This is a genomic window from Acinetobacter sp. YWS30-1 (assembly GCF_033558715.1).
Classification (GTDB): Bacteria; Pseudomonadota; Gammaproteobacteria; order Pseudomonadales; family Moraxellaceae; genus Acinetobacter.
The window spans coordinates 2,918,899-2,935,676 of the sequence record NZ_CP114606.1; the positions used below are offsets into that span (position 1 = coordinate 2,918,899).

Below are 16,778 nucleotides of genomic sequence, written 5' to 3' on the forward strand. Positions count from 1 at the left end.
TCCTTTGTTCTTATAATTATATGAAAGATTTATCGAGAAGCACGCATATGTTCCGGAAATGCTGGTGCTTCCATACGCGGCCCATCATAGCTTGGAATGGTGCCAAAACGCGGGTGCCCCATCATCCACTGTTCACGGGCCAGCTTCAGTTCTTCCACATCACGACCAACCAGATTCCACCACAATAAAATAGGGCTTTCAAATGGCTCTCCACCAATCAGCAAGATTCGCCCACCCGCATGAATTTCGACATCTACATACTGTAATCCCGGCTCAAGAATCACCATATTATCTTCAGTCAGTTCATGCCCATTAATACTTGCCAGACCCTCAAGGGCCATAAAGCCATATTCAAATCTTGGATCTAAACTCAAATGGGCACGGGTACTTTCAGCAGCAAATAGATCCACCCCCAAAAGTTCGGTATGCACTTTAACCGGGGATTGTGTATTTAGGAATTCCCCGACCAGGACCGTACATTGAATGCCTTGTTCTTCGATCACAGGTAATTCCGGATAATGATCAAACGCGGGAGCCATATTGATCTTGTCATCAGGTAGGGCGATCCAGAGCTGTGCTGCATGCATCTTGGTTTCAGTTTCCGGTGAAACCTCTGTATGCGAAATGCCATAGCCTGAAGTCATCAGATTAACCTGTTTCGGCCGGATCAATTGCCGGTTACCCAGACTGTCACTGTGCATCATGGTGCCTTCAATCATCCAGGTAAAAGTTTGTAGGCCAATATGCGGATGCGGTCCGATATCCAGACCATCTCCCTGAGGAAACTGAGTAGGACCGGCATGATCCAGAAAACACCAGGCGCCAATCATGCGTTTATGCCGACTCGGCAAGGCGCGTTTAATGACTGTTCCCTGCCCGATTTCCGCACGCCGTAAAGGAACTTCCTGTATGAACTGATTGATATACTTTTCACAATCATCTGAATTTGACAGTTCAATATCATTATTATTCGACATGGTTGAGCTGACCTCGGCAAGTTCATTCTGGCTGTATGCTGCATCAAGACATCTTTCCCTGATCATTACAAGATGTCTACCTCATACAACAATGTACCGCGTCTACCCACAAAATCTATCTTTGGAAATATTTCGATACGTATAAAATGTGCTACTCATCAGAACAGTTCAAATACTTAAAGGCTTCAGTCTTCCAAATCCTGTAATCAAGATCTTGGTGATGAATCATATAATCATTCAAGCACCTTACATCAGTTCGTTTAAATCAACTTATTCATCATACTCATGTTTCACGTGAAACGCCTATTTTTATTGATATAAATGATTAAAATCAGCAATCTATAAAAATGTGATCCGTATAGCTTCATATTTACAAAACAAAAATTTTGTTACGTTTTCTTTTTAAAATTCGTACTACCCCCTGATTCTAGGGAGATTTTTTTTTATTCATTTGGTCCATAATAGGACCCAATAAAAATAAGATTGGATCAGGACATGTCATCCTCGAATGAAAATATATATTCAACGGCGAATATGTCTTTTCAAAACTCGACCACAGATAGATCATTAAAGTTGGCCGAATGTGATCTGCAAAATCGCCAGTTAATTGAAGATGCGCTTGTACATCGCGCTGCACCTATTCCTGCGCAATTCCAGCAGTACTTTTATAACTATCTTTATGTGCATCGTCATCAAAATCTTCGCCAGATTAATTACATGGCGCAGATCGCCTTTTTGCTGTATTTCTTTGCCGATATTTTTATTATTCCTGACATGTTTTTCCTGTCTGGCCTGATCCGGGTATCACTGGTCATTGCTGTCATGTTTTGCTGCTATTACCTGTTTAAGCATCAAAAGAATATCCGGGTTCTGGACATGATTTTGCCTGTGGGCACGACTGTGGCTGCAGCGACCTGGATTAGCCTGCTCCTGCTGTCGAGTAGCCCGCATGTGTCAACTTATATCTATGCCTCTGCGATCTTTGTTTTAATTACCAATCTCTGTGTACAGACCGAGTTTAAGGGTGCGCTGTATTGTTCTATTTTTATCGCCCTGTTTATCATGATTGGGGTAACCCATCTCATGAGTCTATCGCAGGCCTTTATTTTCGCCGTTGTTTTCACGCCTCTCTGGGCGTTTAGTATTTATATCAACTGGAATAATATCATCAACATACGGCGCTCTTTTTTACGCACTTTGCTGGATGAATGGAACTATCAAACCTTAAAAAATCTTGCTCATACTGATGATCTGACGCAGTTATTTAATCGTCGTCATTTTGTGGATATGGCGGAACGTTCAATCCATCAATGGCCAAAGCCTGCCAGCACCTGTCTTTTGATGTTTGATGTCGATTATTTCAAGAGAATCAATGACAATTATGGCCATGATGTGGGTGACCGGGTGCTTCAACTGATTGCTGAAATTACCCGTAAAGAAATGCGTTCTAGTGATGTACTGGCACGTTTTGGTGGAGAAGAATTTATTGCCTTGCTGGAAGATACCCAGCTACAGGATTGCCTGATGATTGCAGAACGGATTCGCTGTTCGATTCAAAAGCAGGTGATGCACATCAATCCCGACCAGAAAATCCAGTTCACGATCTCTATTGGTATTGCTGAACTTGAATCTCCACAACAGGAACTTGAAGACCTGATTAAGCATGCGGATATTGCGCTTTACGAAGCCAAAAAAGCAGGACGAAATCGGATTCGGGTCTATCATCCTAATATGCTGCAACCGACTAAACCGCTCTCTCCAAATCCCTGGAATGTATTTAAACCTTTGAATAAACAGGAGCAGTCTGGCGCTCATCATAAAGCGAAACAGTCTTGGTCTGCTTTGTAACCTGATAGCAAAATCAAGATTATTAGACAAGAATTTAAGAATTAGGCCTAAATCTGTTTGGGATGCTTTTCAAATAATTCCTAAAAGAATAGAATATTTTTCATACAAATATAAGTATTCATCTTATTCATTTCTTTGGATTTAATGTGGGAAGGCGATATGCCAGATAAATATGAAGAAGAAGCTCGCTTCCTGCTTCAGGATGCCCTTCAAGATCCTCTCGTTCGCATTCCTGCGTCTTTAAAACCTGCCTACTTTAACCATCAGAAACAGCTCACTTTAAAATATCTTTTACAGGTGAATCTATTTGCACAGGTGGCATATGCCTCCTACATACACCCTTGCCGATATTCTGGTACTGAATGACATTATGAATTTGCTCATTCTGACCAAGCTAGGCTATACCTTGGTGATCGTGCTGATAACCATCTGGATGTATCATTTTTACCGGAATTTGCCTGTATTTGACCTGCTGTTGCCGACCTCGATTATCGGGGCAAGTGCAATCTGGTTTTTAATCTAAACCAGTCTGAAAGTCCGCATACGCTCATTTATCAATATGCTTCACTGGTATTTATTGTCCTGGCCAATCTATGTGTGCAGATTCGCTTCTGGCCTAGCCTAATTAATTCCGGTCTGATTACACTGGTGATTTATATTGGTGTGTATTTTAATACCCAAGCTAATCTGTATCAGATGTTCTTGTTTTCCCTGATCTATATGCCGGTATTGACCTTCAGTTTATATATCAGCTGGAACTCTACACTAAAATCCCGTTTGGTATTCCTGCAACACACCTTGAATGAATATCACCGTCAGACCTTTGAAAATCTCACCCATACTGACTCGCTGACAGGCCTGAATAATAGACGCTGTTTTGAATATCTGGTGCAACAGCTGATCCAAAACAATCTTAAACAGCCTGCTCCAATCAGTTTGCTGGTCTTTGATGTCGATCATTTCAAGCAGATCAATGACCGTTATGGACATGATGTTGGAGATCAGGTATTGCAGATGATTGCGCAGGCCACACGCAATGAAATGCGGCGTCATGATGTGCTGGCACGCTATGGGGGTGAAGAATTTATCGCATGCCTTACTGAAACTTCACTAGATGATGCACTCAAAATTGCCGAGCGTTTAAGACATAAAATCGAGAATATTGTGGTCAATCTGGAACATGGGCATCGTCTTGATTTCACGGTTTCAATTGGTGCGGCCATTCTGGAAAGCAGTGAAACGGATTTAATGGCGTTAATTAAACAGGCTGATATTGCCCTGTATCAGGCTAAAGCCAATGGTCGGAACCGGGTCGAGTGTACGATCCTGAACTTGATCAGGGCTTGCTTGGAGAGCTTCAAAATTGGCAGGTTAAACCGACTTAAATGTCATTTGAAAGATAATAAAAAAGAGCGCCGAAGCGATTTTAAAAATGATTCGAAGATTACCTTCTTTAAAAAAAAATTTGTCAATTTTATAAATATAAAAGCCCTTAAACTGGAAATATTTGAATAAAATACCGTTAATAACTAATTAATGAAATTCTAGAAAATATCTATGTTAATTAAATATATGAGTGCAGAACACCTAGCCTTTTTAGATAATAGTTTGTTCCGTATTACTCAACCTCAATACTTAAATGATCCTCCAGGTGAAGCAAGATTTGCACCATTTTATAATCACTTTTCAGAGGCTGACTTTGAATACGCTCGAAAGAAGTATCAAACCTCTTGGCTAAATGATGGCAGCATTCCTGATAATAACTTCTTGCTTAATAATTTTCTTTTACCTACAGGGATGAGATATACAGTCGAATTGTTTCCTTCTTTAAAAGGCTTTACAGACTATGAAACAACAGACGAAATTGAACGATTTCAAGCAATTCAACTAATTGAAATAATAAATAATTGTTTGTTAGAGCATATGAACCAAATGATTGGGATTTTTTCATTAAGTGACTCTTTAACCAATCATGATATGTGGATTAAATATGGTCAACATGGTAAGGGTATAGCTTTAGAATTTGATAAACAGCACCAATTTTTTAAAAAATATCCTACTAGAAAAGTCATTTATTCCAATGAAAAACGAGCTTCAATTACTTATTATGAAGGTTGTATTCGTATAAATGGCATTAGATTAAAAGATAAATATGAATCAGCTTTAGATGTACAGGATCACCTTCTTAATGAAATTAATCTAAGTGATCTTATAACAAGGTTATTTTTTACTAAAAACTTAAAATGGTCGACTGAAAATGAACATCGTATTATTTTCGACTTACAACAATACGATCAAAGAAAGGAAAACATTTTTCTAAAAAAAATTCCTTTCGAAGCATTTAAAACATTAACATTCGGCTGGGATACACCTGAATCAATAATAAAAGAAATCTTCCAAAAGATTAAAAATAATCCTGCATTAAATCATCTGAGAATTCAAAAAGTACGTTATGGACAATTAGAAAATTATGACAATTTAGAAGTAGTAGATATATAAAAAGGACGCTTTCGCGTCCTTTTTATTTGAAAGGTTTAGTAAAAACTAAACTGCCTCGAACATAGTTCTTGGCATAATTTAGGCAAGAAGCGTTGCTTCTTGAAACCCCTAAATTACTCCCATTCAATTGTTGCTGGTGGCTTAGATGAAACGTCATACACCACACGAGAAACTTCAGCAATTTCGTTCATGATACGTGTAGAAATACGGTCTACCAAATCATATGGCAGATGTGCAAAACGCGCTGTCATAAAGTCGATGGTTTCAACTGCACGAAGTGCAATTACCCATGCATAACGACGGCCATCACCGACTACACCTACAGATTTCACTGGTTGGAATACAGCAAAAGCTTGAGCAGTTTTGTCGTACCAGCCGCTTGCGCGAAGCTCTTGCATAAAGATGTCATCAGCAAGACGAAGAATATCTGCATATTCTTTCTTCACTTCACCCAAGATACGAACACCAAGGCCTGGGCCTGGGAACGGATGACGGTAGATCATGCTGTGTGGCAAGCCTAGAGTCGTACCCAATTTACGTACTTCATCTTTAAACAGGTCACGCAATGGTTCAACCAGGTCAAATGCCAAGTCTTCTGGCAAGCCACCTACGTTGTGATGCGACTTGATGACATGTGCCTTACCTTGTTTGCTGGCAGCAGATTCAATCACGTCTGGATAAATCGTACCTTGTGCAAGGAAGGTTACGCCATCGAGCTTACGCGCTTCTTCAGCAAAGACTTCGATAAATTCGCGACCGATGATTTTACGTTTTTTCTCTGGATCAACTTCGCCAGCCAATGCAGAAAGGAAACGATCTTCAGCATCAGCACGGATCACGCGGATCCCCATGTTGTCTGCAAACATCTGCATCACTTGATCGCCTTCGTTCAAACGAAGCAGACCGTTGTCTACAAATACACAAGTCAACTGATCGCCAATTGCTTTGTGCAAAAGCGCAGCTACAACTGATGAATCCACACCACCTGACAGACCTAACAATACTTTTTCATTGCCAATCTGTTCACGAAGCTGTTCTACACGCAGGTCAATAATATGTTCTGGTGTCCACAGACCACGACAACCACAAATCTGGTGTACAAAGTTAGACAGTAATTCTGCACCTTTCGAAGTATGTGTCACTTCAGGGTGGAACTGGATCCCATAGAAACGGCGGGTTTCATCAGACACCATGGCAATCGGGCAGCTTGGTGTGCTTGCAGTCACCTGGAAGCCTTCTGGAATACGTGCAACCTTGTCACCATGACTCATCCAGACATGCAGCTGGTTCTCACGGTCTTGCAACTGACCAATCAGCTGGTCACGTACCACGATATCCACTTCTGCATAACCGAACTCATGTACAGTACCTGGCTCAACTTTACCGCCAAGCTGTTCACACATGGTTTGCAAGCCATAACAGATACCCAGTACAGGTACACCTAACTCAAATACCACTTGCGGCGCACGCGGGCTGCCTTCCAGGTGAACACTTTCAGGTCCACCAGACAAGATGATACCGTTTGGATTAAATGCGCGAATGTCTTCTTCAGACATGTCATAGGCATACATTTCAGAATATACACCAGCTTCACGGACACGACGTGCGATGAGCTGACTATATTGAGAACCGAAATCCAGAATCAGGATACGATCTTCAGTAATTTGAGTATTGGTAGTCATGACAAACAACTATGAAAGGCAAACGAAAGATAAGCGCCGTATTCTAGCATTTTTATTAGGCTTAAGCACACTATTCCCATCAGCATAATAATTAAGCGGTTTATTTCTTTAAATAGAATTAAGCTTTCGATTCAGCAAGAGAGCTTTCCCTTCTCTCCACGGAATTCAGCGTATTTACGCTATTTGGATTTGAATATTTTAGGATCGGCCAGTTAAGTGGCTATTGAAAGTTTATTTCATCTATCTCTATCACTGTCTTCATTTGATAGCGTTTAGGATTGAAAATGGGAGCCACCTTTTGATTTTTATTTTAATGACGTTTTCATGCTAAGCCTGTTTTCGCAGGAATTCACCGCTAGTTTGTAAGATAAATTTTTAATTCACCCATCAGGGATGAGCAGGCAATTATTTTCCTTTTCGGTACTGACTTTCATGCCCCAGACTGTTAGGATTTGATCACCTTTTCGCTTGTTTTTTCCCTATGGAACTGCTTGATTTTATCCTCCACGTTGATGATCACCTGCTCGAATTCATTACCAATTACGGCATCTGGATTTATGGCATTCTTTTCCTGATTATTTTTGTTGAAACGGGACTGGTGGTGATGCCGTTCCTGCCGGGAGACAGTCTGCTATTTGCATCAGGTGCGCTTGCGGCTTCAACGGGTGCTATGGATCCATGGGTACTGATTCCGCTACTGTTCACTGCGGCAGTGCTGGGCGATACCCTGAATTATCATATTGGTAAATATATTGGGCCACGTGTATTTGAGATTGAATCACGTTTTATTAATAAAAAGCATTTGCTTGCTACCCAGCAGTTCTTTGTGAAACACGGTGGTAAAACCATTATTTTTGCCCGTTTCATTCCTTTCGCACGTACCTTTGCACCTTTTGTTGCCGGTGCGGGAAGTATGAATTACAAATATTTCCTGACTTACAATATGATCGGTGGCTTTCTCTGGATCAGTTCGTTTGTGATCCTGGGTTATCTATTCGGCAATATGCCAATCGTCAAAGATAATTTCACTCATCTGATTTTTGGCATCATTATTTTAAGTGTCATGCCAGGGGTGATTGGCTTTATTCAGCAGAAACTCAAGAAAAATAAAATTGCCTAGAAGCCTAGCGCTGTTGAGTGAACATTTACTCCAGCCAATTAATCAGCAAGGGCACCAGACAAAGCAGTAAAAACAGAGCCGACCCTTTATAAATCAGGTCGGCTTTTCTTTTTGCCGACTCTCCCGCCAGAATCGCTTGTCCAAAGATCATCCAGAACAACGCAACAAGTAAGGCAATCCCAGTAAAAATGGCAAAGACCAGAACAAAGTTACTCGGGCTTTCCCAAGTAGACAGCGGTAAGATTCCGGTCGCCAGAAGCGCTGCTTTGGGATTTTTCAGGGTTCCCTTAAACATCTGCCAGGGACGGATCTGAGGATGACTCTGATTATATTGTTCCAGTTGCCGAGCCTTGAATAAATGGAAGGTCATCCAGCCCACACCGATTGCACTCAGCACATGCACCAGTTCCTGAAAACTCGGCCAGATCGGTGAAAACAGATGAACCAGCAAAGCCCACCCGTTTATCGCATATAAATACCCCACCAGAATGACGGGAATATACAGACTGGTTTTGGCTGTTCCCTGCTGATAGGCAGAACTGGCCACCAATGCATTGGCAGGTCCAGGGATCATCAGCACTGCTATTGTTGCAAAAACAAAGAGCCAGTTTTCAATCATGGTGGTTAGACATATCAGACAAGGTGATTACCTTAACCAATCTCGTGTTCTGATCACAAGACGAGATCTTTCAAAATTTTATGCGCATCGGTCATTTTTTCTGGCAAATACTGTGAACTCTGTCACTTGACCAATCACTTTTAAGATAGAAAAAATGCCGACCTAAAGTCAGCATTTTTTTAATGTTTAGAGGGCTATTTATTGGTGTGTTGACGGACAACAATTGGGCAAGCTTTAAATTTTGCAGCTTGTACAATAGCTTCCTGTTCACCCAGTAGACGTGCCGTTTCAGTGCGTTTGGTATTGGAAGACTGCCCCATATTCACTGATACACTCGGACCAATGCCCCAGCCGCCGCGGCTGCCCCAGCCACCACCGACGCCTACCCCTACGCCGACACCTGTACGTTTAGGCGGCTCAACACCATTATCAAGATACTGCTGAATACGGTTGTATTCACCCTGAAGCTGCTGACAGTTGAGGGTCTGATAATGGGTCGGTGAAACATAGGTCGGTTTGACCGTCGTTGCACAGGCACTCAGCAAGCTAAGTATGCTGATCGCCAGGCTTATTTTCACAAGTTTCATAGTTAACTCGATCTTAATGCTGCTCTATCTCATTGAACAATGATTGATAGGCCTGAGTCAATTTATGATCAGTTGCCAAGTGAATTAATGGCTGATTTTTTTGATGCGACTCTTTCATCAGCACCGAGGGCGGCAACATGCTGTTCAGCACCGGAAGACCTTCATCTATCAGTTGCTGTACCACTTCGCGTGGCAGTTTTGCCTGAGCCTGAAACTGGTTGACCACGATGCCTTCAATTTCCAGACGCTCATTATGATCATCCTGAGTTTCGATGACATTTTCAATCAGAGTTTGTAAGGCCCGTTTAGAAAACACATCACAGTCAAACGGAATCAGGACACGGTCTGCAGCAATCAGTGCTGAAAGCGTAAAGAAATTAAATGCCGGCGGAGTATCGATAAATACCCGGTCATAATGCTCAGCAAGTGGTTGCAAGGCATCGCGCAGCTTATAAATTTTATGTTTGGATTCCAGTGCATGGGCCAACGTGCCCAAACTCGGACTTGCCGGAATGACATCCAGATTTTTAAAAGGTGATTGATGCAGATAACTTTCCAGCCCTTTGGTCCGGGTCTTGAGAATGGAGCCAATCGCATTACCAATTAAACTTTTGCTCTGCTGGTTCCCCAATACATCTTCAAAATAGTTTTCAATATTCGGCTCCAACGCCGGCTTGTCACTCGAATAGGTTGCATCATCTCCTAGTAAATACTGGCTGGAGTTTGCCTGCGGATCAAGATCGATCAACAGGGTTTTAAGCCCCTGATGCGCACTGATTGCAGCCAGATTGACTGCAATACTCGATTTCCCTACCCCACCTTTCTGATTAAATACCACACGAGTATGCATAAACACCCCTCTTTATTTTTCTAATGATCAGTATGTTTTACTTCATTGACTGATGAATAATTTAGCCAAAATTCGGCTTGATCATGACCAATACCATAATCGCAATAAGTGAAACCACAGCAATAAATAAGCCAGCACGGCGTTGTACCAACAGGATTGAATCATCTTTTTTATAGGCTTTGCCCAGGGATGAAATTAGCACCAGGAATAAAATGATTTTGGCATAAAACCAAGGCTGTACATCAAAATTTTTTAAAAACAGGGCAATAATCCCAGTTAAGGCAATCACGCTAATGACCAGGTGCTGCAAAGCGACCAGAAATACACGTGCTTTTGGATTCGGCTGATTGCCCTGTGTATCCACAAACAGGGTAATAGCACGTGCAAGAATGGCCACAATGGCCAGTCCTGCCGCAGACATATGAATAATCTTGACTAAAAGCTGGGTATCCATAAAATCCTCTTAGTTTTTCGGTGCATGTGCACATTCTGGACTAGACGTGTCCTGTCCTGTCCACTCTTCAGGCAAGAAAGCATGAATTGCCAAGGCATGAATTTTATCTTTAGAAAGCAAATCACCTGCCGCAGCATAGACTTTTTGATGGCGTTGTACCGCACGCAGGCCAGCAAAAGCTTCGCTGACAATCACCGCCTTAAAATGCGATTCCTTACCCGGGAAATATCCACCATGACCTGAAGATTCATTCACGACTTCCAGATAGGTAGGTGACAATTGTGCCAAACGGTCTTTCAGTTGTTGTTCTAAGCTCATGGCCTGACTCCGATTCAAGATATGGGTCCAGTATACCCTGTTCTATCCGCTATTTCGGTGCAAGAAATGTCTGCAATTATTTGATTGTGCCGAGATTTCATTAAATTTTGCATAAATTTTGTCTAATTGTCTGGAAGCACAGAGAATATTGCTTTTATTTTATGCAATCGACACAAGATTTTTCATAAAGTTATTGACCCTGTTTTTGCATGCTGTATTATACACGGCATGCGGGAATAGCTCAGTTGGTAGAGCACAACCTTGCCAAGGTTGGGGTCGCGAGTTCGAGTCTCGTTTCCCGCTCCAAATTCTTTTTTGTTCATTTTTTAAAGTAAAAAATCGATCGACCCTGCGGGAATAGCTCAGTTGGTAGAGCACAACCTTGCCAAGGTTGGGGTCGCGAGTTCGAGTCTCGTTTCCCGCTCCAGATTTAAAAAGCCCTCATCGAAAGATGGGGGCTTTTTTATTGTTGTTTTATTCAATATTTTACTTCATAAGAAATTTTTATACTTAAAAAAGTAAGTTTACAAAAGTGCTCTTTCAAAACTGTGAACAAAAAACCGTGTAGATGATGCTCCAGAGCATCAATCATACAAGATAAAAAAAACTCCAAAACAAAAGATAGTATTAGCTACTACCAAGTGGCTTATGTTAAACAAGATCAGCTTGCCTAGATCCTAAATATTGATGCCGCGGAGCCTGTTAATAATTTCTGTCATTGCTTCTTAATAAAAAAGCAACTAATATGCTTCTTATACCACCAAAAAGCAATAAATATGTCTACAATGAATAAGTCTTTACTTCAGCAAATCAAAAAAAGACGAACCCAATTGGGCTTAAAGCAAGTTGATATGCAATCCCGTACAGGCATTTCAAGACAGCAGTACCAAAAACTGGAAAGTCAGGGCAACCCTCGATTAGAGACCTTAGAAATTATCGCGGCAGGATTAAATGCTCAACTGATGCTCATCCCTGATGATAAGGTTCATTTGATCAGACAATTATTGAATGATGAAATTAAAGTCACTATTGAAGATCAGGATGACTTAATGACTAACCCATGGAAGGGTCTTCTCGGAGGAGAGGAACCATGAATACTGTTGCCGTCCTGAAATTAACATTACATCACGGTATCGTTGGATACTTGGCAGGATTTCAGAGCGGAAAAAATATTCTGGTTTTTACAGATTCTTTCCGCTCTGATCAGCAACGCCCGACCTTGAGCCTGCTGACTTCCCCCTTGTATCCTCAAGTGGATAAGATTTTAGAAAAGACCTATGTTACACATCAGCGCTTACACCCCTTGCTATCAAATCTGCTACCAGAAGGTGCATTACGCGAACTCATAGCACAAAGCCTCAAAATACATATAGACAATGAATTTCAGTTATTGGCAGCTTTAGGTCATGACTTACCTGGGGCACTGATTGCAACCCCAGTAGATCCAGAAGAAATCCCAGATGGAATAAAATTTAAGCTTCAGATCTCGAATCCAGATCAGATATTAAAACAAGAGATTCGGACAGATAATAAGTTTTCCTTGGCTGGCGTCCAAATGAAGTTTTCCATGAAAGCCAAAGATGGGCGTTTTACATTAGCACAGGCAACCGAATCCAGCCTACTCGGGGACTGGATTGTCAAAACTCCTTCTACCAGACATGCTTTTGTTCCGCTGAATGAATACTCTATGATGAGCCTTGCCAAAATGGTCGGAATAGATATCCCAGAGATTCGTTTGGTAGATATGGCACTCTTACAAAACCTTCCGCCATTAAATTTACCCCAAGAGCAATATGCTTTTGCAATCAAAAGATTTGATAGACAGAGTACTGCTGATACTACAGAGCTTATTCACATCGAAGACTTTGCTCAGATCTTCGGTGCATATCCACAGCAGAAATACAACACCACAAATTATGAGCAGATAGGAAAGATCATTTATCAATTTTCAGATAACAAAATTCTTGATATTCAGCAATTTGCCAGCCGCTTACTTGTCAACATTTTGCTCGCCAATGGAGATGCACACTTAAAAAACTGGAGTATGATTTATCAGGACAAAAGAACACCAAGATTATCTCCCGCATACGATATATTGATGACTAGTGTATATGTTGAAAATGAGCGTCAATTCGCATTGAATCTTACCAAAAATAAAGATTGGTATTTAGCTGAGATGAAACACTTTGAACAATGGGCTGAAAAAGTCGGTGTTCCGTGGCGTGTTATTGAAAAACAACTTCACGCGATCATGGACAAAGCACGGTCAGTATGGCCAGTGCTATTACTAGACTTACCTATGATTTCTGTTCATAAAGAAAAATTAAGAGAACATTGGAAAAAATTGCATCCAGACTTTCAAATACTTACAGATGATAAGGCTAATCTGAAACCAAGCTAAAATTTCTCAAACAATTTCATCACATCATTTTCCGTCAGTTTCGCTTCTCCCTCATGATCTGTGCTTAGAATAGACTGTGCCAGTTCTGCTTTATTCTGCTGCAAGGCAATAATTTTTTCTTCTATGCTTTTATTGGTAATCAGCTTATACACAAATACCGGCTTGTCCTGTCCAATCCGCCATGCACGATCTGAAGCTTGATCTTCAGCAGCAGGGTTCCACCATGGATCATAGTGAATGACCGTATCTGCGGCAGTTAGATTCAGACCGACCCCTCCTGCTTTCAAACTGATTAAAAATACCGGCACTTGTCCAGACTGAAATGCTGTAATGACTTCATCTCGCTTTTTGGTCTTTCCAGTCAGCTTCACATAGCCAATTTCTGCGTGATAGAGCTGTTGTTCAATCAGTTCCAACATTGAGGTAAACTGAGAGAAAATAAGAATTTTTCGTCCCTCTTCCACCATTGGAACAACCATATCCATCAACTGTTCAAGTTTGGCAGAATACGCCTGCCCGGTTTTAACTGAATCCAGTTTCAGCAAGCTAGGATGACAACAGACCTGACGCAGCTTCAGCAAGGCATCTAAAATTTGGATTTGACTACGCTTAAAGCCTTTTTCTGCCACAATTTTCTGAATATTTGCCTGCATCGTGGCGCGAACAGCCTCATATAGCTTGGATTGCTGCTCATTCATGTCAATATTGACTTCAATCGTGGTTTTTTCAGGCAATTCCTTGGCAACGTCAGTTTTCAAACGACGTAAAATAAAGGGTTTAATGCGGTTTACCAACTTTTGCCTTAACTGCTGATCACCGCGTTTTTCAATAGGATAGCGGTACTTTTTATTAAAGATTTCTTGTGAATATAAAAATCCTGGCATTAGAAAATAAAATAGTGCCCACAGCTCACCCAAATGATTTTCCATAGGTGTACCAGTTAGACATAGACGATGTCGCGCTGTTAATTGCCGTACTACCTGTGCAGCTTTGGCACGCGGATTTTTAATATTCTGCGCTTCATCCAGAATGAGTTGATGATATTCATATTGCTTCAGTTGCTCTTCATCTCTCGCCAAGAGCGGGTAGGTGGTTAACACAATGTCATAGTGTGAAATCTGCTCAAAATACTGATGGCGGTCGGGGCCTTGTAGCAGCAGTACCTTGAGCTCAGGGGTAAATTTTTCCGCTTCTTTGAACCAGTTATGCATCAGCGATGTGGGTGCAACAATTAAGGCGGGTCTGTCCTGCAAATGACCAGCCTGCTTTTCCATGAGTAAGTGGGCTAAAGTTTGTGCTGTTTTACCCAAACCCATATCATCCGCCAGAATCCCGCCATGCTGGGTTTCCCTTAAAAACTGTAACCAGCCTAGGCCCTGCTGCTGGTATGGACGTAATTCCCCCTGAAAACCTTGTGGTGTCGGCAGTTGTTGCTGATAGCCTTGTTTGAATTTCTGTACAAATTGCTGCAGGCGATCACTGACCTGCCATGTCATCCCAAGATTATGCTGCAATTCTAATAATTGACTCGCATCATAGCGATCAATACTGCGCTCTTCTTGCTGTAAAATGCTCTGCAGATGTAACAATACCGGCTTAATATCCCTAGCGGATAGAGCCAAATCAGGTTGATCAACTGCAGTTTTCACGGTGAAAATTTGACTGTCATGCAGATGAATAAACGTCCGCGGATCAAGTAAATCAGGATTTACTCGCACCAAAGCTACGAGCGCATCAAGCAAATTATAAGAATTGCCTGCACTGTCTTGAACCGTCGCCCCGATATTGAACCAGTCCTGCTGACCTTCAGATTCAGTGATAGAAATATTTAAATTTTCGACATATTGCAGGTTAAAGGGGCTGTTTTCCAGATGCTCTATCTGCCAGCCCATCAACTCAATTTGATTGATGGGCATCAGCTGTTTGATCCAGTCTCCATAGAAAGCAAAAACCATAGAATCGAGACGTTGTTTATCCAGTTTTAATTGCTGGTCATAACTAAGATCTTTCACCCACTTCAGTGATTCGACTAATAGCTGTAAACGCTGGATTGACTGTTGTTCCTGAACTAAGTCCCGAAGCTGTCGCACCATTTTGTCATGCTGCTCACCAATGAAACTATCACCTGATGTACCTGCTTTAATTCGCCCGCCTGCATAGGAGAATTCAATTTCAGCACAAACAGACTCTTCCCATTTCCAATCAAATTTATCTAAAATACCGAAGCGTAAAATTGGCTGGGGACTACCCTCAAGGACATCAATATGCTGAATAGACTCGGGCCGAGGCAGATTTTTCACGTCTGAATATTGATGAGTCAGTTTCTCAAACTCTGGCAAGAACATAGATGGAAGATCAGGCATCTGTAAAAAATGGTACAGAAGATTTGCCGTATATTCACCATATAACTGGCCCACCGTGTTCTGTTGAATATCCACATAACACGGTGGCTGGCTAGCGAGAATCTGAATATGAGGATTTGATTTTAAATCGAGTCGAATATCACCATTGACCAATTCAATATTTAAATGCTCAGTCTGTTGTTTAGCCCCTTGTTCCCATCTAAATTCGATGTTGTAGCCTTGTTCTGACCATTGAAGTGCAGTATGGCTCTTTGTTTGCCAGTACACATCGCCACTTTGAATAAAAGATTTGAAATGCTCCAATAAAATTCTAGAGATATCAAGATTGCTTTGATAAAAGCGTTCGTCACTATTTATTTTGGCATAATAATAAATCTGGTTAAATAATTGTCGTTTTTCTTCAGGTAAAGTCAGATGCTTTCTGGTGATATTTTCATATTGGGTATAATAACTTTCCCCCGCAATTGAGCCGTTTTTATTGCGTCTGGCCTTCTGAACATCAACTGTCAATTTCTTTAAGCTGACAGACTGATCTAGCAGGTAAATTAAATAATTGTTTGTTTTGACAGATTGCTCTGGTTCAGTCTGTTGTAAATACCGTTTAAAATCATTCAACCAGCGCTGCGCCTGATCATCCCCCCGTTGGCGTTTTGTGATTCCCTGCGGGGATTGAGAGTCAGCATAACGCTGCTGAAATTCCTGGCGATATTCCTGAAAGAATAACCGCGCTAAAGCAGCAGCATGTTTACAGTTATATCCAACCGGACAAGTGCAGTCGTCATCGATTAAACGGTCTTTTTGGGGATTATAGGTAATTGCGGTATCGTAATAATCTGTTCCTTCAATTTGGGCATACATCGTAACCCCGTCTTTTTCCTCAAAGAACTCAATCGTTTCCCTATCAATGTGTTTAGCATAGCTCAGACTGCGCTGAAGAGTTGCAGTACTAAAGCGAGATAGAAAATTGATCAATGAGGACATAATTACCAGAAACCAAAAATGTTTATACAATTATAACGGACAAAGCTGTCATTTCAGAACAGTACTGCTCGCCAACGTA

Annotated in this window: 13 protein-coding genes, 2 tRNA genes and 1 pseudogene; 8 read left to right on the forward strand and 8 right to left on the reverse strand. The window is 41.3% G+C overall.

Going from position 1 to position 16,778, the window contains the following annotated elements; translation table 11 throughout:
* Positions 1-29: 29 nt before the first annotated feature.
* Positions 30-977 carry a pirin family protein gene (locus O4M77_RS13885; RefSeq protein ID WP_159124122.1) on the reverse strand — a complete coding sequence of 316 codons (948 nt, stop codon included), beginning with the start codon at positions 975-977 and terminating at the stop codon, positions 30-32.
* 495 nt (positions 978-1,472) lie between these two features.
* On the opposite strand from O4M77_RS13885, the gene O4M77_RS13890 reads away from it, so the two are divergent.
* The 3 genes and pseudogenes from O4M77_RS13890 (at position 1,473) to O4M77_RS13900 (ending at position 5,324) form a co-directional block, all read left to right on the forward strand.
* Positions 1,473-2,825: a GGDEF domain-containing protein gene (locus O4M77_RS13890; RefSeq protein ID WP_159124121.1), complete on the forward strand. Its 1,353-nt coding sequence runs from the start codon at positions 1,473-1,475 to the stop codon at positions 2,823-2,825.
* A gap of 159 nt (positions 2,826-2,984) precedes the next feature.
* Positions 2,985-4,210, forward strand: a pseudogene (locus O4M77_RS13895) (diguanylate cyclase).
* A gap of 187 nt (positions 4,211-4,397) precedes the next feature.
* Positions 4,398-5,324, forward strand: coding sequence for a DUF2971 domain-containing protein (locus O4M77_RS13900; RefSeq protein WP_159124120.1), 927 nt, complete (start codon positions 4,398-4,400; stop codon positions 5,322-5,324).
* Between the two features lie 113 nt (positions 5,325-5,437).
* Here the strand turns inward: O4M77_RS13900 and guaA are convergent, their stop codons facing one another.
* Positions 5,438-7,006, reverse strand: coding sequence for a glutamine-hydrolyzing GMP synthase (guaA, locus tag O4M77_RS13905; protein WP_005233328.1), 1,569 nt, complete (start codon positions 7,004-7,006; stop codon positions 5,438-5,440).
* 481 nt (positions 7,007-7,487) lie between these two features.
* On the opposite strand from guaA, the gene O4M77_RS13910 reads away from it, so the two are divergent.
* Positions 7,488-8,126 carry a DedA family protein gene (locus O4M77_RS13910; RefSeq protein ID WP_034704672.1) on the forward strand — a complete coding sequence of 213 codons (639 nt, stop codon included), beginning with the start codon at positions 7,488-7,490 and terminating at the stop codon, positions 8,124-8,126.
* 25 nt (positions 8,127-8,151) lie between these two features.
* Here the strand turns inward: O4M77_RS13910 and O4M77_RS13915 are convergent, their stop codons facing one another.
* From O4M77_RS13915 to O4M77_RS13935, 5 genes are all read right to left on the reverse strand, one after another.
* The gene (locus O4M77_RS13915) at positions 8,152-8,745 is read right to left on the reverse strand and encodes a hypothetical protein (RefSeq protein WP_005233326.1); all 594 of its coding nucleotides are present in this window, start codon (positions 8,743-8,745) and stop codon (positions 8,152-8,154) included.
* Positions 8,746-8,939: 194 nt separating this feature from the next.
* On the reverse strand, positions 8,940-9,332 hold the full coding sequence (locus O4M77_RS13920) for a hypothetical protein (RefSeq protein WP_159124119.1): 393 nt from the start codon (positions 9,330-9,332) through the stop codon (positions 8,940-8,942).
* A 13-nt stretch (positions 9,333-9,345) separates the two neighbouring features.
* Complete coding sequence (locus tag O4M77_RS13925) at positions 9,346-10,182, reverse strand: ParA family protein (RefSeq protein WP_323713594.1); 837 nt, start codon at positions 10,180-10,182, stop codon at positions 9,346-9,348.
* Between the two features lie 61 nt (positions 10,183-10,243).
* The gene (locus O4M77_RS13930) at positions 10,244-10,636 is read right to left on the reverse strand and encodes a SirB2 family protein (RefSeq protein WP_159124117.1); all 393 of its coding nucleotides are present in this window, start codon (positions 10,634-10,636) and stop codon (positions 10,244-10,246) included.
* Positions 10,637-10,645: 9 nt separating this feature from the next.
* The gene (locus O4M77_RS13935; protein WP_004780643.1) at positions 10,646-10,954 is read right to left on the reverse strand and encodes a BolA family protein; all 309 of its coding nucleotides are present in this window, start codon (positions 10,952-10,954) and stop codon (positions 10,646-10,648) included.
* Positions 10,955-11,184: 230 nt separating this feature from the next.
* On the opposite strand from O4M77_RS13935, the gene O4M77_RS13940 reads away from it, so the two are divergent.
* From O4M77_RS13940 to O4M77_RS13955, 4 genes are all read left to right on the forward strand, one after another.
* A tRNA-Gly gene (locus O4M77_RS13940) sits at positions 11,185-11,260 on the forward strand.
* Positions 11,261-11,305: 45 nt separating this feature from the next.
* Positions 11,306-11,381: transfer RNA gene (locus O4M77_RS13945), tRNA-Gly, on the forward strand.
* Positions 11,382-11,739: 358 nt separating this feature from the next.
* Positions 11,740-12,048 carry a helix-turn-helix transcriptional regulator gene (locus O4M77_RS13950; protein ID WP_004282130.1) on the forward strand — a complete coding sequence of 103 codons (309 nt, stop codon included), beginning with the start codon at positions 11,740-11,742 and terminating at the stop codon, positions 12,046-12,048.
* Positions 12,045-13,355 (forward strand): type II toxin-antitoxin system HipA family toxin, encoded by a 1,311-nt coding sequence (locus O4M77_RS13955; protein WP_159124116.1) that lies wholly within the window; start codon positions 12,045-12,047, stop codon positions 13,353-13,355. The genes O4M77_RS13950 and O4M77_RS13955 overlap by 4 nt, the downstream gene beginning before the upstream one ends.
* On the opposite strand, the gene O4M77_RS13960 is transcribed toward O4M77_RS13955, so the two are convergent.
* Positions 13,352-16,699, reverse strand: coding sequence for a DEAD/DEAH box helicase (locus O4M77_RS13960; protein WP_323713595.1), 3,348 nt, complete (start codon positions 16,697-16,699; stop codon positions 13,352-13,354). The two genes, O4M77_RS13955 and O4M77_RS13960, sit on opposite strands and share 4 nt — an antisense overlap.
* Positions 16,700-16,778: the final 79 nt, after the last annotated feature.